The sequence below is a fragment of the Natronococcus roseus genome, assembly GCF_043677095.1.
GTDB classification, from domain to species: Archaea; Halobacteriota; Halobacteria; order Halobacteriales; family Natrialbaceae; genus Natronococcus; species Natronococcus roseus.
This window is the reverse complement of record NZ_JBHLJR010000007.1, coordinates 186,992-205,314: the sequence shown is the minus strand read 5'-3', so window position 1 is coordinate 205,314 and position 18,323 is coordinate 186,992. Positions and strand designations below refer to the sequence as shown.

Sequence of the window (18,323 nt, the reverse complement as noted above, 5' to 3'; positions counted from 1 at the left end):
CCCAACTTGCCCGCCCCGAACAGTTACGTGAATGGAGACAAAATAGACACGTATGAGTAATAGTGCGGGGGGCGCAGGAAATCCGGTCGGCGGCGAGGCAGACCCATTTGGCGGTGACGATGTCATGCCGATCGAGAAACAGCGACGGGCACACCAATTCCTCACGCAGGAAACCCGCTACCACATCATCCAAGCCGTGCTTGGGCATCCAACGTACCTGGCGACACTCGACGAGCTCGAATACCTCGTGCCCAAGAATCGCTCCACTATCCGGGAGCATCTTGACCGGCTCGCAGATAAGCAGGTGATGGCGAAGTACAAATACCGTGGAGATGAGACCGAGCGTAACGAACCACGGGAGTTCTGGGGGTTCACCAGTTACGGGATCACCCTCTTAGATGAGTACAGCTACCTCCGGTACGTCCCGGTTCTGCGTGCCCTACAGGAAAATCTCTATCTGACCGAGAAAATTGAACGACACCAGGATGCGCCGCGACCAGAACTGCCAGAAGACGTTAGTGAAGCCCTCAAAATCCCAGAAATAGACGACGAAACAGAGGCCATTGTTGATGACACGCTCGCTGCCCGAGAACGCGGTAGCGACCGGCTCTTCGATGCACCCCCCATTGAACCGGATGAAGACGTCGAGACCGAAGCCGGTGCAGATCGGCCTCTCGACGAACTCTTCTGATCTTCTGGCTGCCCGTCGTCTACGACCTGCAACGAGAGGCGGCGTCGCTCGAGGATAGGCCGAAAGCGAGATCAAGATTCTGCAGGCCGCCGAACTCGAGAGTCAGCTAGCACAGGCCCTCTTGCGCTGTGGATATCCTCATTATCCATGGATAACAGTAGTATCCATCACCTCATTTGGAAGTGGACGGAGCAGGGTCGACCTCCACTCCACTGATAACTCAGTGTGGCACATACTGATCCAACTGCTTGGGCGAACAGCTGATAATACGGATCGGAGCCCAACCTTAACCAACAAACTTGGAGAGTGTACCGGGGTTGGTTAACTGATTCCGAGTACCTGTAAAGACTTACTCGAGTGAATCCACCATCGACCGAAGCTCTGACTCGATCTCGTTCATCTGTCCACTACTCCACTCAAGGGACTCCTCAACGCCGGCGTCGGTAAACCGAAGCGATGCACGAACGTCACGCTGGGAATCGTGTTGCAACAGCGCCAGCACATACGAAAGCAACTGGGGACGATAGTGCTCGAGCAGATCCGACGACGTTGTCCTCGAGAGACTGTTCGTCTTGTAATCGATGATCCAGTAGGTTTCCGGAGTGACAAGCAGTCGGTCGATATCACCGACGATTCGATGTCCATCGAGCCGTGCGATCACCGAATACTCGTCGTGTACTTCCTCGATTGTCATCGCCCGTTCGGCAGACTCCACAAACGAGATCGCATCGTCAGCGTGAGCCACTACCGAATCAACGTCCGCTACAGTCGGCTCATCACCCGCCATTCGACTCACTCGCGCGATAAACGACTCCCAGTCGTCTCGTGGCGGTCGAAGTTCGGCGAGTCGATGAACGACGGTCCCAAACGTGGTCGGTTGCAACCCGCCCTCCCGTGATTCTGCGGAGACACGCCTTCCTCCACTCTCTTCACGCTCGTCGGCTAGCGCATTGACGAGTGTCGTTGCAGCCACTCGAGTCGCTGGCTCCTGTACAGACGGCGCCGGCATCGATATCGAGGGCATAGATCCACCCGAAGACTTGTCCTGTGTCCACTCGACGGGACGTGACGGAGATCGAACCGTGTACGTTGCATCTCCGATTCGTCCGGTTGCACTCCCGTCCCGAAACGCAGCCGTAGCCAGATCGTCGTCGAAGAGCACGGGCTGCAGCCAATCCCGCCATCGACCTGCCTCGTCGAACGCATCCGGTTCACCAAGCGCGATACCACCGTCTTCCTCGAGCTCAATATCGTGAGTCCCACACAGTAGTAACCGATCTCGAGCTCTCGTACACGCAACGTAGAGAAGCCGCTTCGCTTCGGCTCGATCCTGCGGACGCGAGACTCGCTCCGCGTACTCGTGGGCGGCAGTCGTCTCGACCGAGAATGCATCGTCCGGATTCGGACCACCGACGGCAGGCAACGGTGGAACAGCCTCAGAACCGTCGACCAAACGCACGTACCCGTGATCGTCGATACTCCGGCCAAATGTAAGCGACGTCCCGAGGTCCGGAACAGTAACGATGGGGAACTCGAGTCCTTTCGCGGCGTGAATCGTCATGAGCCGAACCCCTTCCGTATCACCCGGAACGTCAGCCTCTCCCTCTCGTGGGTTGACCTCTGCCTGTTGATCGATTCGATGGAGCAACCCTGCGGCCGTATGAACACCGTTTTCGCTCCAGGATCGAATCTGGTCGCGGAATTTTTCGACGTTCGCGACCGCCTGCTTCCCTCGTTCATCAGCACTGACGCTGGCGAGATAGCCAGTGTCGTCGATAATACGTGAGAGAACGCGGTTCCAGGGAAGCGTTCCCGATTCAGTCGGTGTCGCACAGCCGCTGAGCGTTCGCCACGTAGTCAGGAGGTCGTAGGCGTCAGCGAGCTGTGGATCTTCCGTCGTAGCAAGCCCATCCCACACCGACTCCGCGTCAGCGATTTCCGTGGCGAGTCGATCGTCTGTGAATCCAAAGAGCGGTGACCGAAGCACGCCGTAGAGGGAGACGTCGTCGGTTGGATCACCGAGTACTCGAAGGAGATTCGTCAACGCCTGCACTTCCGGAGTATCGTAGAATCCGGAGCCACCGACGGTCGTATACGGAATCCCGACGTCCTCGAGAGCGCGCTGGTATCGATCGAGATGCGTTCGCCGGCGGAGGAGAATAGCGACGTCAGCAGGCTGTGCCGGTCGGTGATCGTTCGAGTCCGGATCCTGGATGAGCGGTGGATCCGCAAAGAGATGGGTAAGTCGGGCAGCAAGCGCCTGTGCTTCAGCTTCGATCGTATGCTCGAGGGCACCCTCTGCAACGGGGTGATCATCGCCCAAGAGCGAGGCTGCCGTCTCGTCGTCGTCAGGGACGAGCAGGTACTCGACGTCACCGTCGAGACTAGCGACGTCCTCGAGTCGATCTCGTTCCGCAGTAAGCTCCTGCGGCGATGCCTCGAACGGAGCATGGTCGTCACCTTCGGCCCGAAACACAGACGCAAAGAGTTCGTTCAGGAACGTCAGTGGTCCCTCGAGCGTTCGGAAGTTGCCCGACAGTTCGAGTTCGGTCGGGCTTTTGGCGTCGCTTTCAGGAACCGTATCGAGACCGAGTGCTGCGTTCGCCGACTGCAACGCACCACGAGCGTCGCTGAAGGTCGTCACGTCGGCACCACGGAAGGCGTAGATACTCTGCTTCTCGTCACCCACGAGGAAGGCGTTGGTTGCCGTCCCGTCGTTGAGGCCGGTAAGCAGCTTCACAAGCAGCCACTGTCGTGGATCGGTATCCTGGAACTCGTCGACCATCACGGCTGCAAACTTGGCTTGCAACCGCTCTCTAACGTCGTCGTCATTCTGGAGGAACGAAATCGCCGTCTCGATCAGATCCGGGAAATCGAGTGCATCTCGACGGTCCTTCTCGTCGTCGTAGCGCTCCAGTACGTCCTCGAAGACTCGGAGCAGTGCCAGCGCATAATATGCACTATTTCGCTCGAGTTGGCCGGGCGTCGTTTCGACGGCGTCCTCGTATGGTTCGACTGCGTCGATTAGCGTATTGAGCGTCGCTTTCAGATCCTCGTAAAGATCGGTGTGCTCCCCCCACTCGTCACTGCTCCCGACGATGTAGCCCGAGCTGCTGTAGAGACCACCGTTTTTCTTTTCACAGACCTCGTACAGTTCGGGGATCGCGTTCTGGCACGCTCGAGGATCGCTGTCGGCGGAGTGGCGAGGGAAGCGCTCGGCTACAGCGGTAAGCGTCTCGAGTGCCTGTAACCCGTCGGCATCTTCGACTGCATGGTCCGCAGGAAGTCGCCCCTGAAGGTCTCGAAGGTCCTCCAGAACACCGCCATCGTACAGCGTTTCACGAGCCTGATCGGCATCCAAGTCACAGACGTCCCAGAGGAGATCGACGTAGTCATCGGTGTCTGCATCCTTCCAGTGTTCGAGAACCGTTTCACTTTGCGGCCGGTCATCGAGCAACCCGGTGAGAATCTCGACGAGCTGGCCGCGCCCCCAGAGCTGCGCGAGTAACCGCACATCCTCGTCGGTTTGATTCTGATCGAGGAACTCCGTGACAACCTCGCGCTGGAGTACCGCCGCACCGTCCTCCTCGAGGACGTCAAAGCCGAGCGGGACGGGTGCTTCGACGGCATACTCACGCAGTAGCCGCGTACAGAACGCGTGGATCGTATGGACGTACCCGTCCTCGAGTTCGTCGAGCACGTTGCGCCATCGATGGTACTCCTCGGGTGACTCGACAGCCCCAAGCCGGTCGTACAGTTCCGCACGAACTCTCTCGGTCAACTCGGCGGCGGCTTTCCGGGTGAAAGTTATCGTAACGATATTCTCGGGCGTCAGCTCCGGATTCTCCGCCAGGAGCTTCACGTACCGTTCGGTCAGGGTCGTCGTCTTCCCGGTGCCGGCGCCGGCAGTGGTCGCGACGTTTCGATCGAGGAGAAGCGCATCCTCCTGCTCGCTGGTCAGCGTGATCTCCTCACCCTCGTCAGTCATCGGCCATCACCTCCTCGAGGTCGACATCATCCTGTGCCCGCAACGGGACGTATGCACGTTCATCCGCTCGAGCTGTCTCGAGATGCTCGCGTTTCCGGTGGTGGCGAACGTCACAGGACCGGCGATACTCACAGTACTTGCAGCTCGCATCACGTGAGGACAACAGCGTCGTGTGGAACCGCCCGTTCGCGATCGCATCGTCGAGCTGTCCAAGCCACGCTGGAACAACCGTCTCGAGGAACTGACGGAGTTCAGTTTGGGAATCGAACTTCGATTCGATCCCGCGCGGAACGTGGATGTAGTTTGGCGGACGTACCTGATAGTACGTCGCTGCCAGATCAGCGTTCGCGAGTCTGTCGCCGTCGACGATATGATCGGCAGCGAGCAGGTAAATCGGGAGCTGGAACTTCGTCCCGCCCGTAGTTTTCGTCATGGCCGGTGTACGTCCAGTCTTGTAATCGTACAGCGTGAGCTTCGATCGATCCTTCGAGTTAGCTACGTCGAGGCGATCGATATAGCCACGAATCGAGACTGTCGATCCATCCCCGCAGTCAACGTCGAACGGCCCACTGTCCGAGTCTGGAAGACCGCTACCGAACGGCGCTTCGAACAACGATGGGCGGTCGTCAGTACTTCGCGAGAGTTCTTCCTCGAGAAACGCCACGAACAAGCCGCGTTCGGGCGCATCGTGTGGAACATCCGTAGTGGTGTATGGGTTCGACTCTTCATCGCCGAGACCGGCGAACAGCTTGGCTGCCCACCGTTCGTAGAACAAACCATCGTATGCGAAGTCTGCGTCAGCGAGTTCCTCGAGGGCGACATCGAGGAGGTGCTGTTCGAGCTCATCTCGATCGTACTCGGCAAGATCGATCTCATCGCTCGAAGACTGGAGATCCACGTAGAATCGCTCGAGTACGTCATGCACGTACGATCCTGTTTCCAGTGGGGTCGGCGTCACCTCGACGTCGTCCGGATCTTCAATGTCGAGAACGTTCTCAGCGTAGAATTTGAACCCACACTCGGCATACCGCTCGAGACGGCTGGCACTGTACGGTTCCCGTTCCGACGATGGATAGACCTTGTTTACGGTCTCGGCATCGAGAACGCCATCATATGGCGTGAGTTCTGTACTGGCCCGTCGGTCGGCACAGACCAGACCCCGATCGGTTCGCTTTGTCTGTGAAGGGGAGAGATCGCCGTGGTTGCCGGCGTGATCAACAGCCACTCGTTTGTCCGAGCAATCGGCGATGTGTCGCTGGAGATCCTCGCGGGATCCCACTCGATCATCAACACCTTCCACAGGAACGATACCTGTGACCCGTTGCAGTTCATCCAGTATGGGTGAGCGAACGACAGCAGAATCGTCGTTACCCGTCTTCGGTGTCGTTAGCGTCGCTTCCGCAACGTTTGCAAGCAGCGTCGCGAAGAGATATCGCCCTCGAAGGCGCTCGTCGCCAGTATCGAATCGAGGATGGGCGTCCGTCATCTCCTCGAAAAACGCCGGTCGCTCTGGCGTCGTCGGGAAATGCTCCGTCGTCAGTCCGACGATGAACACCTTATCGAAAGAGCGCATTCGAGCATCCAGCATCCCCATCACTTCGACTCGGCCATCCGAACTCGTCTGTGGAGCACGAACAGGCACGCCATCGAACGCGCGAGTGAACAGCGCTAACGCCGAGAGCCGACCCGAGGTGGCTGTCATCGTTTCGAACGAGTCGAGGATCTCCTCAGTGAGATCGTACGCTCGCTGCTCGAGTTCCTGATCGGTGCCACCGGCGTAGGTCTCGAGCGCATCGTCGATCCCGAGTTGCTCATCGAGGATCCCCCGAAGCGTCTCGATAGCTGTATCGAGATCTCCGGTTCGAAGGGTCTCGAGTTGCTCGAGGAGTTCATTGATACGCACCGTTATCTCGTCATCGAGGGTCTCGAGAAGCGGATGAAGAGACGCAGTATCCCGGCGACGCGCTGTCGCTGTAACGGTTGCTACCTGCTCGGGGGAGATGTGATCAACGAGTGGGTTTGCCAGCAGCGACGTAAGATCCTCAGCTCGCGGATTCGGTTCAGCAAGGGCTAGAAGATCATGAACTACGTTTCCGGTGTACGTTCGATCTAGCTGGGCTGTCGCCGTCGTAACGTATGGGATCTCAAACGTCTCGAACGTATCAGAGAGATATTTAGCGTAGGATCGAAGACCGGGGACGATAACGGCGAGATCGTCTGGATCGCGTCCAGTGGTCAATTCGTTTCGAAGTTCGCGAGCAACATACCGCACCTCACGTTCGGGTGTCGGAAGCTCCCGCCACTGTAGGGCCTCTGTGTTGGGCACCGGATCGGGATCTGGCTGATACAACGCACTCGTAATGGCGGTTAGATCCGTTGTGGGCTCGGTTTCGTGTCGCTCAAAGTCCAGCGTCCGATACAGTTCGAGTGCATCAGTTGCGATGTTGTCGACACCGCCCTTCCCGGCTTGGTGAAGGGGTAATATTGCGATTGCATCGAACGAATCGACGATTCGCTGGAGAAGTGCTCGCTCGAGCGGCCGGAATTCGTAGTAGCCAGAGAGGATGACGACATCGATTCCTGGAGTCAGTTCTGATAACGGGACATCGGCTGTCGCTACGGTTTCAAAGATTTCGCCTCGAGTCAGTATCCACTCCTCGAGGAGTTCGTCCTGGAGTGAGCGATACTGGCGATAGACATCGACTGTGGCTGTCGCGATGCGTTCCTCGAGTTCCGATCCGTTGAACTCCGTCTCGAGTGCAGATGCAGTCACAACGCCAGCGTCGTCAAATAGCGAAAAGCGACTGCTAAATGAATCTGCAAGTGACGCCGAGGCCGATTCACAGGCAAGTATGCTCTCTTCGTTTGTAGTTGCCCTGTCGAGTGCGTATTCGGTAAGTCGTCGATCGAGCTGTCCGGGTGGGCGATCGACTGGTCCCTCGAGTTTCTCGTACCACTCCCGCACAATGCTATCGAGTGTCTCGGTACGGAGTTGGAGTGGTTTGTACCCTTCAGCCCACTTATCCGCAACGTGGCCCCGTCTCGCGTCGTTCCGCGTGAGATAGAGAACACTCCCAATAGAGTCCTCAGCGATCCGTTCAGCGGTCTGAAACGCTTGTATTTCTAGATGGTGATGCTGAGATCCAGAGAAAAGCATCCTATTCATTGGATATCTACTCTGATATTTGGGGCAGTACTTCACTTTTGCTGATAGTAGATTCAACTCTCTACTTGAGCAGCGATAGTTGATTTCGAATCCAGTTCCTTCACTCCGCCAAAAAGGCTATCTATAGTTAGTAATTTTATATTTCATAATGAACATTAGTCGAAAGAGGTGGGTTGGGTCATGACAGCCCGTTCCAAAGTTGAGTACAAAACGTATGAAGAGGTTGAAAGCTGGATCGAAGAGAGTCCAACAGGACCTTTCTCAGGGATTCTTCCGGGACCACTCTACCGGCTTCTGTTCGGCACGCAGCCACCTGATCCAGACTTAATCAATACCCGCCGTCAGCAGGTACACCAGAGATATCGAAAACTGGTTTCAAAATATCGGTCACTCTGTAATAGGCTCTCGATTCCAGCGGACGCAGAGTCAATCAGCTCTTCGAATAAAGGTCTCATCCTAGCGTTCGAGGACCCACTGGTAAGACCCAAGTCTACGACAAAAAAGACAGATCTAGAAGAGCAGCAACTTACGCTGGAAATTACGGCTGATCGAGCTGAAACACTTCACAACGATATCGAATCATTGCTGAAGGGAACTGATCGACGGTATCTGCGTGTAGACGAACAGCAACAGCTCGAGATCGCTGTTCAGATGCTCAAAGCATACGCTCGAGCGGTTCGCACTGAACGAAATCGGATACGAGCAATACAATTCACTCAACAAATCGATCAATGGCAAGCACAGTTAGCAGACCTCGAGGATCGAATGGAGCCCTATCTCACCTACAAGCGAGAAACTATTGATGACGAACTCAAGACAGCTCTCAAGCGATTTCTGCAGAAGATTGCGACTGCGGAAGAGAGCTTCGGTACGGGGCAGCTATCCGACGACAACCGTTCGGAACTTGAGAGGATCAAACGCCGTGCTAACGATCTGTCTTCGCACTTGGAAGGCTATCGAAGCGAGTATCTCAGTCGCTTATTTGAACAGACAACAGCGGACATCGAGGGCAAAATCATACGTGTTCAGCGTGACCTCGGCCCCACGAAACACGAGGGGAAGCCGCTCAAACAGAAATCGGCAATCCAACAGGAAATTGCAGCAACCGAGGAGGAGATAGCTGGACTACGAGATCAGCCGTTCGCGGATCATCTCGACCACTCTGGAAATCAGACGCTCGATTCGCTCCAGGAACAAATAGACAATATCGAGGCGTATCTCGAGGCCAAAACCTCGTTCGACAACTGTATCGTTCCGGTAGAAAGGAGAGTCACCTCGCTAAAGAACCACGCAGCACCGTATCTCGAATATGACCAGTATCTAACTCGAGTGGATCGTATAGAGATGGAACAGAAAATTACGAGAGCAACCACAGCACTCGAAACATGTCAGAAGGAAGTCGCTCTTGAACAGTTAGGCACCCCAGATAGAGAGCGGTTCGGTGAAGCAACAGAGGTGGTAGCTGCAGTCAAGTCGTGTCTGGACAGCTACAACGGGGCGTTCGTCAAGCGTGAGCGTACGCAGTACGAGGACCTACTCACCGGGATTGGATCGGGCGAGTTAGACCTTACTACCGAGCAACAGCGGGCTGTTGTTCGAAACGGTACCTACAACCAAGTTATAGCCGCTGCCGGTACCGGAAAGACGCTCACTCTTACGACCCGCGTTGCATACCTTATCGAAAGTCAAGGCGTAGCGCCCGAGCGGATCTTGGTCATCGCGTTCACAAGGGAGGCTCGTAACGAGATGGAAGAACGGCTAGCGAGACACTTCGGTATCACCGAGGTCAGAGTTGAGACGGTTCATGCGTTTGGAAACAGTATCATTCAATCTGCAACCGACGGGGCTGCCGATCCGATCGATCCGAACCAAATCCGCAACTTTGTCGACCGATTTATCAATACCGACGGGACTGAGGTTAATAACCAGTTCCAGTCTCACTACTACGATTTCTTGGTCCATTTCGACGACGTCTACCTTACTGAATCGGATTTCGAAACTAAGGAAGCGTACGTTCAGGCTCGTGCGGAACAACGGTATCAGACCCTTCGGGACGAGGAAGTCAAATCACGAGCCGAGAAACAGATCGCTGATTTCCTGTTCACGCACCAGATCGAGTATCGCTACGAAGACATCGCAACCTGGGCTGAGACGGACGATGAGAAAGGCTCCTACGAGCCGGATTTCTACCTCCCGAAATACGAGATCTACATCGAACACCATGGCATTGACTCAGCGGGGGAGGTCGCTCCGTGGTTCACACGTTCGACAGAGCAGTACCACGAAAAAATTCGATGGGCACGTACACAGTTCGAAGCGGGCGAGCCTACGCTTGTCGAGACGTACGATTTCGAGCACAGTGCCGACATGCTCGACCGAACGCTTCGATCTCGGCTAAAGCATCACGGTGTCGAGTTCGATCAAATGAATCTCGAGGAGCTCATCGACTCAGCGTTCGACTACAATCAGCGCGAGGGATGGATCAAAGGCAAGTTTGTTGATTTCATCCAGAACGCAAAGCGGTTCGACGTCAAGCCGGATGCGATCGAGGACCAGCTAAATCAGAACAATCCACGACAGTACCATTTCGGACGCTGTGGAATTATTCTCCTGCAGCAGTATCAGCGATTCCTCATCGAGAACGAGCTCATCGACTACAGTGATATGATCAACCAAGCACTCGATATGGTACAGGAAAATCAATCACAGTATCGATCGCAGTACGACCATGTCCTTGTCGACGAGTTCCAAGACATCGGAAAAGGCAAACTCGATCTCATCAAAGAGTTTGTCGGGGCAAACGCGGCACGCCTCTTTGCTGTCGGTGACGACTGGCAGAGTATCTACTCCTTCCAGGGAGCAGTGGTCGAGTACTTCCTCAATTTCGACGAGAACTTTGGAACGCCGACGCGAACGACTCTCACGGAGAACTTTCGCTCCCCAACTCAGGTAATCGAGGCAGGGAACACGCTAATCGAAGCTAACGACGGTCAAATCGAGAAAACGGTCAACGCGACGATCGCACATGAAACAACACCGCTTGTGCATACGCTCCAAGGGTATGCGTTCTACGACTATGTGCACCGCGTCAGCCGGTATACTGTAGGGCTCATCAATGAATACCTCAATCGAGGGGCAGATCCAGAGGATATTATGGTCCTTTGTCGGTTCGATGGCGCAGTACCGTATCTGGACGAGATCAAAAGCGAACTGCGAGAATATGAAATTCCATACGAAGGAAAGTCGGATACCTACCACGGCTCGGGCGGAAAGAACAGTGGAGTCGCGGTGTATTCTGTCTATCAATCCAAAGGGAGGGAAGCAGAACACGTCATTTTGGTTCATACCGCAGAAGGACAGTTTGGATTTCCGCCAGCAGGCCGAAAGAACGAGCTTCTCGAACCGGTCAAACCTGTCGAGGGGAACACAGTAGCGGAAGAGCGACGAGCGTTTTATGTAGCAATCACCCGCTCACAGCGGACGCTCGATATACTAACCCGAAAGGGGAAAGAATCGCGCTTCCTCGAAGAGATCGAAGACTTCACCGAAGAACTCGATCGTTCTGATTCTATCGAACCGCTTGATGATGTCGGTTCGGAGATGTCAATAACTGCGAAGGTGAATCACTTGTTCGATGACGTCCATCCCAAAAAGCACCAAGATGGATATTTGGTCGACCAGTATGGCGGGTCTGCACGGTTCGTCTCGTGGGAAAACAACAATCCACCAACCTTAGAATATAAAGAGTGGTATCGTTTCGACGGGGTGAGGGTGGACCAATTTGAAGACCGAAAGGAGCTAGTTGTCACCCGTAAAAGCTCGATTGCGAATATTGATGACCCGGCTCCGGCATTCGAGTTCCCAACTACGGATGACCAACAAAAGCAGTCATCGACACGTTCTGCGAAAAGAGTACCAATCGATTCGCAGTTAAACCAGAACTGTTGTGAGAAGGCAAGTTCGTTCGCACCCAAGTTAGACTCAGACCAAAAACAGGAGTCGTTATCCTCGGGATGGCATCCGCACCACTATTGGCATCTGGTAGCAACAGCAGATCTAGGCTGGCAGTCTTCAATAGAACCCTCTGAACAGTGAGTGCCGGGAGACGAGAGATATGATTCAAGAAGAAATCACCCAGTAGTGGTTCCGCTTTGGCAGAAGCCTCTGACTTCGCACACCAGCGGTAGTCTACGCTACCGAGTTGAGAATCACGAGAGAACGACTTCCCGTCATAGCTCTACCTTGTGGCCAGAACTACTTAAAGGAATAAAGCGATCATAGTATACCCTTGATCGTTTTCCATCCCCGTAACTCACTCTGCTGGTAGTCCTGTATATGATATCTCGAGTGCTGGCCATAGTAATCACATGACGTCCAGAGACACGGTACTATCATAGAGAGACCGCTTGGAGCAACAGAGGAAAGCGAACTGCACCGTCTCTTAGCCGTTATGGAAGTGGGGGAGAGGGTGGAAACATCGCCACAGACGCGATCGTGGGGTAAAACGCTCTGTAGCGACATACCGATGATAGGGTGATAACCACCTAACCATGCTGCAGTCGTTTGCAGCGTCGAAGTGAACATCTTGTCGAGCCGAAGTTAACCAACTCACCGACGCCGCAGAATCTATCCCAGCACAGAACCACCGCAACGCCGAACACTTACTCGAGGTCGGGTGGGAGACCTCGAGTTGTGCGTTCTCGATGAGAGGGCATTTGTCGTCGGATCCGACAGTGGTTTTTGAATCCTGGCTAACAGTCCGTACGATTCATGGGACACCCAATTGTTGTTGGCTAGTTCAGCACTTCAGGCCAGTTGGAGCTCTCCACTGCTTCATCCGCCGGACTGAAGGTGCTGCCTGTCTCTCTATTAGAGAAGACCCAGTACTAATGGAGATTTCTGAAAAGCTACTGTGTGTATTTAGTGCCGAGATCGAAGAGCAAGGCGACTCATACGTAATTGAAGTCCCGAAACGCGAGCTCGGTGATGGTGATGTGGAATTAGACAAAGTGTACCGAACAGTCCTCTCTCAAACCCACTCATCGGCTACAGATTCAGACAACCGATCAGAGCAAAACCAGGAGTCACCTAAACCCACCCATCCTGAGCCGCCGGCCACGGAAGGTGAAACACGGACCCTCGAAATCGAGGACATCGGGGAACAGGGCGACGGCATTGCTCGTGTCGAACGTGGATACGTGATCATCGTTCCCGATACGAAGCAGGGAGATCGTGTCAAGGTCGAAGTCACCGACGTTCGTGAGAACGTCGCCTTCGCGAAAGTTCTTGAGCAATCGTAAAAGACGCACTCAAGGAAGTAACCTCGATCTCACCAGCTCAGTGCGTCAACTCGATGGCGGAATCGCGACACTTTGAGACCAGACACAGATCGGTACGGAAGCGGGCAGAAGGTTCTGTTCCTCGCCATCGAGAGCGGGCTTACGCTCGAGCAGCCGGTTCAGAACGACAAGACAGCGTCCGAATCAGGCCGAACTGTCGCGTTCGTCCAGGCCACCGGTACGTCGCTGTATCTGCGCTCCGAGACAACCCCACTACAACATCTGCTCTCGAAGAGTGATCATGCGCGAATATCGTCGAGGTTGCTCTAGGTCTCGTTGAACTGACGTTGGCCGTCTTGGTTGCTGGTACTAACGTGGGCATAGATCGCTGCTCGTTGATTTCATTCGTCGGTTGGCGTCTCCTCGAAGGTTGCTGACGCGTGGACACGCACGCCGTCGATGACGATATCGTGGTCAACGTCTTCTTCACCGATGAGATGCTCTCTCACTTCGTCTTCGGATGGTGCAGACTCCTCATCCGGGTACACTCCTGAGAACCGGACGTCCATTGCACCCATCTCGTCGTCTTCGACGGAGAAATCGAGTGTGTTGACGAGGCTCTCGACCGTATCGAAAACAGGGTTGTCATCGACTTCGGGGTCAGTTTCTGGCTCTTCGTCATGCTCGTCCGATTCAACCTCGTCGTCGGTGTCAAGCGCCTCTGAGAAGTCGTCGGTCCCCAGAACGCCGAATCCCATCTTTGAGTCTCCAGTCGTCTCGAAGAGCCACTGGCCGTCGTCCGAATCGACTGCTCGATCGACCTCTTCGAGATTCCGGTCCAGCGCCTCGCCGACAATAGCCTCAGTCTCGTACTCGTCATCCTCACCGGGCATCATGCCGACGACGAGCGTGTCTTCAGAAACTGCGTATGCCATGTCCTCGGCAAAGCCACTGGTCCCAACGTACACGGTGAATCCGTCTCGGGTCTCAGCCTCTTCAAAGTCGTCCGCGTACTGCTCAGCGAACACATCGGGGTCGTACGTGCCATTGAACACGAGAACGTCTTCGACCCACGTCATCGTCTCCGTCTCTATCCCCTCTGCAGTTTGGCCTTCCTCTGGGAGAACGTCTCCGCTGAACGGGTAGAACAGAATCCCAAAGATAGCAAATGGGCTGATGAGAGCTCCGTAGAACGGGAGGCCGAGGATTGGGACTTGCTCGACGAGTTCTTCAGTCTCTTCGTCATCGGTTCTTTCGTCCTCATCTTCCGGCGCGTCGTCCGTCTCATCGAGCGCTGCCCAGTCAAGATGCGTGAAGAACACACCCGAGTTGTCCTCGTTCCGACTGTCCTGTGGCACCCAGTCGCTGTACGCTGGGATATCGTACGAAGGGAACGATTCCCCATCTTCGCCCCCGTTTCCTCCCCCAATACCGTCGTCAGTGCTACAGCCTGCGAGTGCAGCAATTCCAGCAGCGGCCAGACTTACAGACACGAACTGTCGGCGTTTCATTCACTCCATTGTACGAGACAGACACTTAAGAGCTTAGTGAAGTGTTTCTGAACTATCGGTCAGGATATAATTCATATGATATAGCGTCACTCACTGCAAATACTGCAATTATTAGCTTAGTATTCCTATTTCCCATATAATAGAAAATCTATGCAGCGGCGATAGAGCAGTTTGAGTGAAATATAGTAATCCCCAGAAATTTCTGCTCACGGCTGCTGATGGACCGGTGAAGATCGGCAGATAGCGGCTGAGTACAATGGATCACACTGCAAAGACTTCCAGATTCTACTATATCTTCGACAGGAGTGATCTGCTACCACAAGAGCAACGTCGTCGTTCTCATTGGTGTAATAGAAATTCAAGAGTTCGGTGCTGAGTCAAACAATAGCCTGGCTCTCAAAGCAACTGAAGAGATTGAGTCACGTCTCGAGGATCTGTAGAGAACGGTCCGTTAATACCCTCTTTTGAATGCTGCAGCGTAATCGCGACTTCAGGAATGATACGGTTTTATCTAAGATTCATTTATAGTCCCAACTGCACATCAACTGTATTCTTGGAAAGTGAGACAAAAATCGAGGCTCAGTTAGTTAGAGAGTCCGGTATCCACTTATCCCTGCTACGAGAACCGCAACTCCGCCTAGCAAGGTTACGTAGACGCCAAATGCCGAAATGCTAGAGAGCGCAAAGAGTGGAATGACCGTTATGAGGGCCCCGCCGACGATCGTTCCGTAGATCACCTTCTCTTTCCACTCTTGTGTGTAGACTAAAGCAAGAACACCAATTCCAATAAGTAACGTAAGAATCCCATCACCATCAATTCCTAAAACACTCTGTCCAAGGATAGATGCCCAAGGGAGAAACGAGCCGACAATCGCAACGCCTGCACCACCCATTGCGACTTTCGGCTCAGTTTCTTGGTCGAGCAAATCATCGAAGGTTGCTAAAAAGTCGTTCTGACTCTGTGCCTTGCTTTGTGCTGCACCACATTCTCCACAGTAGTCCTTTGATGGATCCAACTCAGTTCCACAGTCCGTACAATAAGCAGTATCTGAACCTACAGGTTCCTGTCCTTCCCCGGAAGCAGTTGACTCAGCAGCCATAGCTATCTATCTATGGTAATATCACATTATACTTTTGTTATTACAGTCTCTAAAGTATGTATTGTAGTCCAACTTCTGGTTATAATAAGTTATGAGAAACCAATGACACAACCATATTGAAATCGAAACAGGGCACAGAGGCTACTGAATTCATGTAGGTGAAGGGGACCACTACGCAGTTCGATAAACAAATTATTTGATAATAGGATCAAATTGGCCACTCCTATTTTATGGCAGACGGAACAAACACTCACTATGAACTGTAACCGGAGAGAATGTATTGCCTCAACTGCAGGTGTTATCGGGATTGCTGGATGTTCAGACGACTCAGACACGGATTCCTCATCAGATGAGATCGAACAAGCCGGAGATGAAACTCAAGAGACCCACTCGGATGATAATGAGGCTGAAACTCATCTAACACAAGAGTGGGCGTTTGAGACGGGTGGTAGCACGAATACGTCGGCTATTGGGAGCGAGCTAGTCTACACTAGCAGCGGCCACCAATCGAATACGCTCTACGCATTGAATGTAGAGAATGGCGCAGAGGAATGGTCATACAGAACAGAGCAGGGATTTGATGCAGGGCCCACCCTTGACGATGAAGTACTCTACATTGGAAGCAACGAAGGGTATCTCTATGCGTTTGATGCGAAGTCAGGAGAAGAAGAGTGGCGATTTGAGATCAATGGACAGACACGGGCTTCACCAGTAGCTAAAGATGGAACGGTCTACGCAACCGAAAATTCTGGCGAAATCTATCTGATAGATGCTGAAACAGGAGTTGAGCAAGATCGTATTGAGGGTTCCAACCGTGCTGGACAAATCAACTCGCTAATGTCTATCGATACTGAAGAACTCCTCATTGCGGGCATGCGGAATGGAGTCCGAGCATATGATTTGGACACTACTAATGAGCGCTGGCTGGTTGAAACCGAATTAGATGCATATCCGTCTCTAACAGCAGCAAATGGCGTCCTGTTCGCTGCAGGGATGGATCGACATATCTACGCTATCGATACAGATTCGGGAAGCATAGAGTGGGAAGTTGATTCTGGGCAGTCTATTGAGCATAATCCTCTAGTTTCAGATGGCCTCGTCTATGCTGGGAATCACGAGGGGTATCTATTTGCATTTGATCAGGAAACGGGAGAAGAAGAATGGCGATTTGATGCAGGAAATCTAATCTCAACTAGTCCTGCTCTTCTTGACGAGTATCTTTGTGTCTTTTCTAACCAGACTACTGTCTATGTATTGGACCCAGAGAGTGGTGCTCGAGAGGGAGAATTTGATCTTGGCAGTAATGCGAGTTCAAGACCTGTATCCACAGATGAACGATTGTACGTCGGAACAGACGATGGATTCCTTTTCTCCCTCACAGATGACTCCTAATCCATTTTTGGAGTGGATACGAAACATCTCGAGTAGATCCTCGATATATATAAAGGAAGACCGCAATTTTCGATGGCTCTTTTGACAGCACCAGGAGTGCCTAGAAATCGATCGTAATCACTGATCAACTGGTAGATCCATTCGAAATTGAGATGCTACTCGTCTGGCTCTGTTGAAACCCTCTTCACGTCTTGCGATTCGCTAAGGAACTAGTTTTCAGTCGGATCCGCGAAACCCGGTGGAAAGAGTAACTCTTCTCAATGTCATCTCTGAAGGATTTCAACGGAGCCACTCGTCTCTATAGCAGCGAGATTTAGAGTGTTTCGCTCCCAAATACTCTTTCATTGAAGTAGACGATTCCAGCTGCCACAAGCCCAACAGGGATCGCCATTACAATCAATGGGAGAAGGACGTCGCCGAGGTTGAAGAAATTGCCCGTAGTGTCGCCTTCTGCACCCCCACCTCCACTCGGTGCGATAATCATTGTAATGAGAACGCCAGTGGCCATCATCGCAAAATAGCCCCCAACGCCACTAGCGAAAGAACTGACGATTGCTTCGTACGTATCCCTCACTTGTCGAGAAAACTGCAGTCCGATGAAAACACTCAGAATCGGGCCACTGAGTGCCATGACCGCAAAAACAGCAATCATGAAGATCCCTCCAGCCATCGCTGCACCAGCATCACCACCACCAGCGAAAAATCGTGCTCCGAGGCCGCCTGTCAGTCCGAAACCTACCCCAACGATCGCTAACAGTCCGATATTATATTTGATGTAGGTGAGATTTCCTTCATCGGTGACAATTTCCGATGCTGGTCGTTTGTTCTCTTTCTGGTCGGTTATTTCGTCTGAGAGAGCACCTGCTGTTGCCTCCCCCTCCTTTTCAGACATGCGTTACCGTTTCTGCTGCTCCACTATAATGTTTGGTGACAGTATGTGGCATGTGATAATATGTATAAAAGATCGAACCTCGTAAGTATCGAGATCGCCACTCATACACTGACCTACCAATCTCACGGGGAAATCCCTACGTGTCTCGCAAGTCTAACTAACAGTGCCCCTTTTGACATCCTGGTGTTGGTTAACCGAAAACGCTCTTACGCAAAGCCATGAAAACCACAGAGACCGAATCAATCGATGGCGAACGTTAGCTAACGAGGTCCTCGACGTAACAGTACCCCACACACCATCTCGC

The 18,323-nt window shown here is 53.3% G+C and carries 9 protein-coding genes; 4 read left to right on the top strand and 5 right to left on the bottom strand.

Annotated elements, in window-relative coordinates; translation table 11 throughout:
* Nucleotides 1–52: 52 nt before the first annotated feature.
* Nucleotides 53–691 carry a hypothetical protein gene (locus tag ACFEMD_RS19390; protein ID WP_394742928.1) on the top strand — a complete coding sequence of 213 codons (639 nt, stop codon included), beginning with the start codon at nucleotides 53–55 and terminating at the stop codon, nucleotides 689–691.
* A gap of 349 nt (nucleotides 692–1,040) precedes the next feature.
* Here ACFEMD_RS19390 and ACFEMD_RS19385 read toward each other — a convergent pair whose 3' ends face one another.
* Together ACFEMD_RS19385 and ACFEMD_RS19380 are read right to left on the bottom strand one after the other, a co-directional pair.
* Nucleotides 1,041–4,679 carry a UvrD-helicase domain-containing protein gene (locus ACFEMD_RS19385; protein WP_394742927.1) on the bottom strand — a complete coding sequence of 1,213 codons (3,639 nt, stop codon included), beginning with the start codon at nucleotides 4,677–4,679 and terminating at the stop codon, nucleotides 1,041–1,043.
* A complete protein-coding gene (locus ACFEMD_RS19380) occupies nucleotides 4,672–7,845 on the bottom strand; it encodes a PD-(D/E)XK nuclease family protein (protein WP_394742926.1) in 3,174 nt (1,057 codons plus the stop codon). Before ACFEMD_RS19380 ends, ACFEMD_RS19385 begins: the two co-directional genes overlap by 8 nt.
* 180 nt (nucleotides 7,846–8,025) lie before the next feature.
* On the opposite strand from ACFEMD_RS19380, the gene ACFEMD_RS19375 reads away from it, so the two are divergent.
* The gene (locus ACFEMD_RS19375) at nucleotides 8,026–11,940 is read left to right on the top strand and encodes a UvrD-helicase domain-containing protein (protein WP_394742925.1); all 3,915 of its coding nucleotides are present in this window, start codon (nucleotides 8,026–8,028) and stop codon (nucleotides 11,938–11,940) included.
* Between the two features lie 794 nt (nucleotides 11,941–12,734).
* Entirely contained in the window at nucleotides 12,735–13,145 is a 411-nt protein-coding gene (locus ACFEMD_RS19370) for a TRAM domain-containing protein (protein WP_394742924.1), read from the top strand.
* A 380-nt stretch (nucleotides 13,146–13,525) separates the two neighbouring features.
* On the opposite strand, the gene ACFEMD_RS19365 is transcribed toward ACFEMD_RS19370, so the two are convergent.
* Both ACFEMD_RS19365 and ACFEMD_RS19360 read right to left on the bottom strand, forming a co-directional pair.
* Nucleotides 13,526–14,635, bottom strand: coding sequence for a hypothetical protein (locus ACFEMD_RS19365; RefSeq protein WP_394742923.1), 1,110 nt, complete (start codon nucleotides 14,633–14,635; stop codon nucleotides 13,526–13,528).
* Between the two features lie 587 nt (nucleotides 14,636–15,222).
* On the bottom strand, nucleotides 15,223–15,735 hold the full coding sequence (locus ACFEMD_RS19360; RefSeq protein ID WP_394742922.1) for a zinc ribbon domain-containing protein: 513 nt from the start codon (nucleotides 15,733–15,735) through the stop codon (nucleotides 15,223–15,225).
* Between the two features lie 255 nt (nucleotides 15,736–15,990).
* Between ACFEMD_RS19360 and ACFEMD_RS19355 the strand changes: the two genes are divergently transcribed.
* A complete protein-coding gene (locus tag ACFEMD_RS19355; RefSeq protein ID WP_394742921.1) occupies nucleotides 15,991–17,127 on the top strand; it encodes an outer membrane protein assembly factor BamB family protein in 1,137 nt (378 codons plus the stop codon).
* Between the two features lie 313 nt (nucleotides 17,128–17,440).
* Here ACFEMD_RS19355 and ACFEMD_RS19350 read toward each other — a convergent pair whose 3' ends face one another.
* Nucleotides 17,441–18,019 carry a hypothetical protein gene (locus ACFEMD_RS19350; RefSeq protein ID WP_394742920.1) on the bottom strand — a complete coding sequence of 193 codons (579 nt, stop codon included), beginning with the start codon at nucleotides 18,017–18,019 and terminating at the stop codon, nucleotides 17,441–17,443.
* Nucleotides 18,020–18,323: the final 304 nt, after the last annotated feature.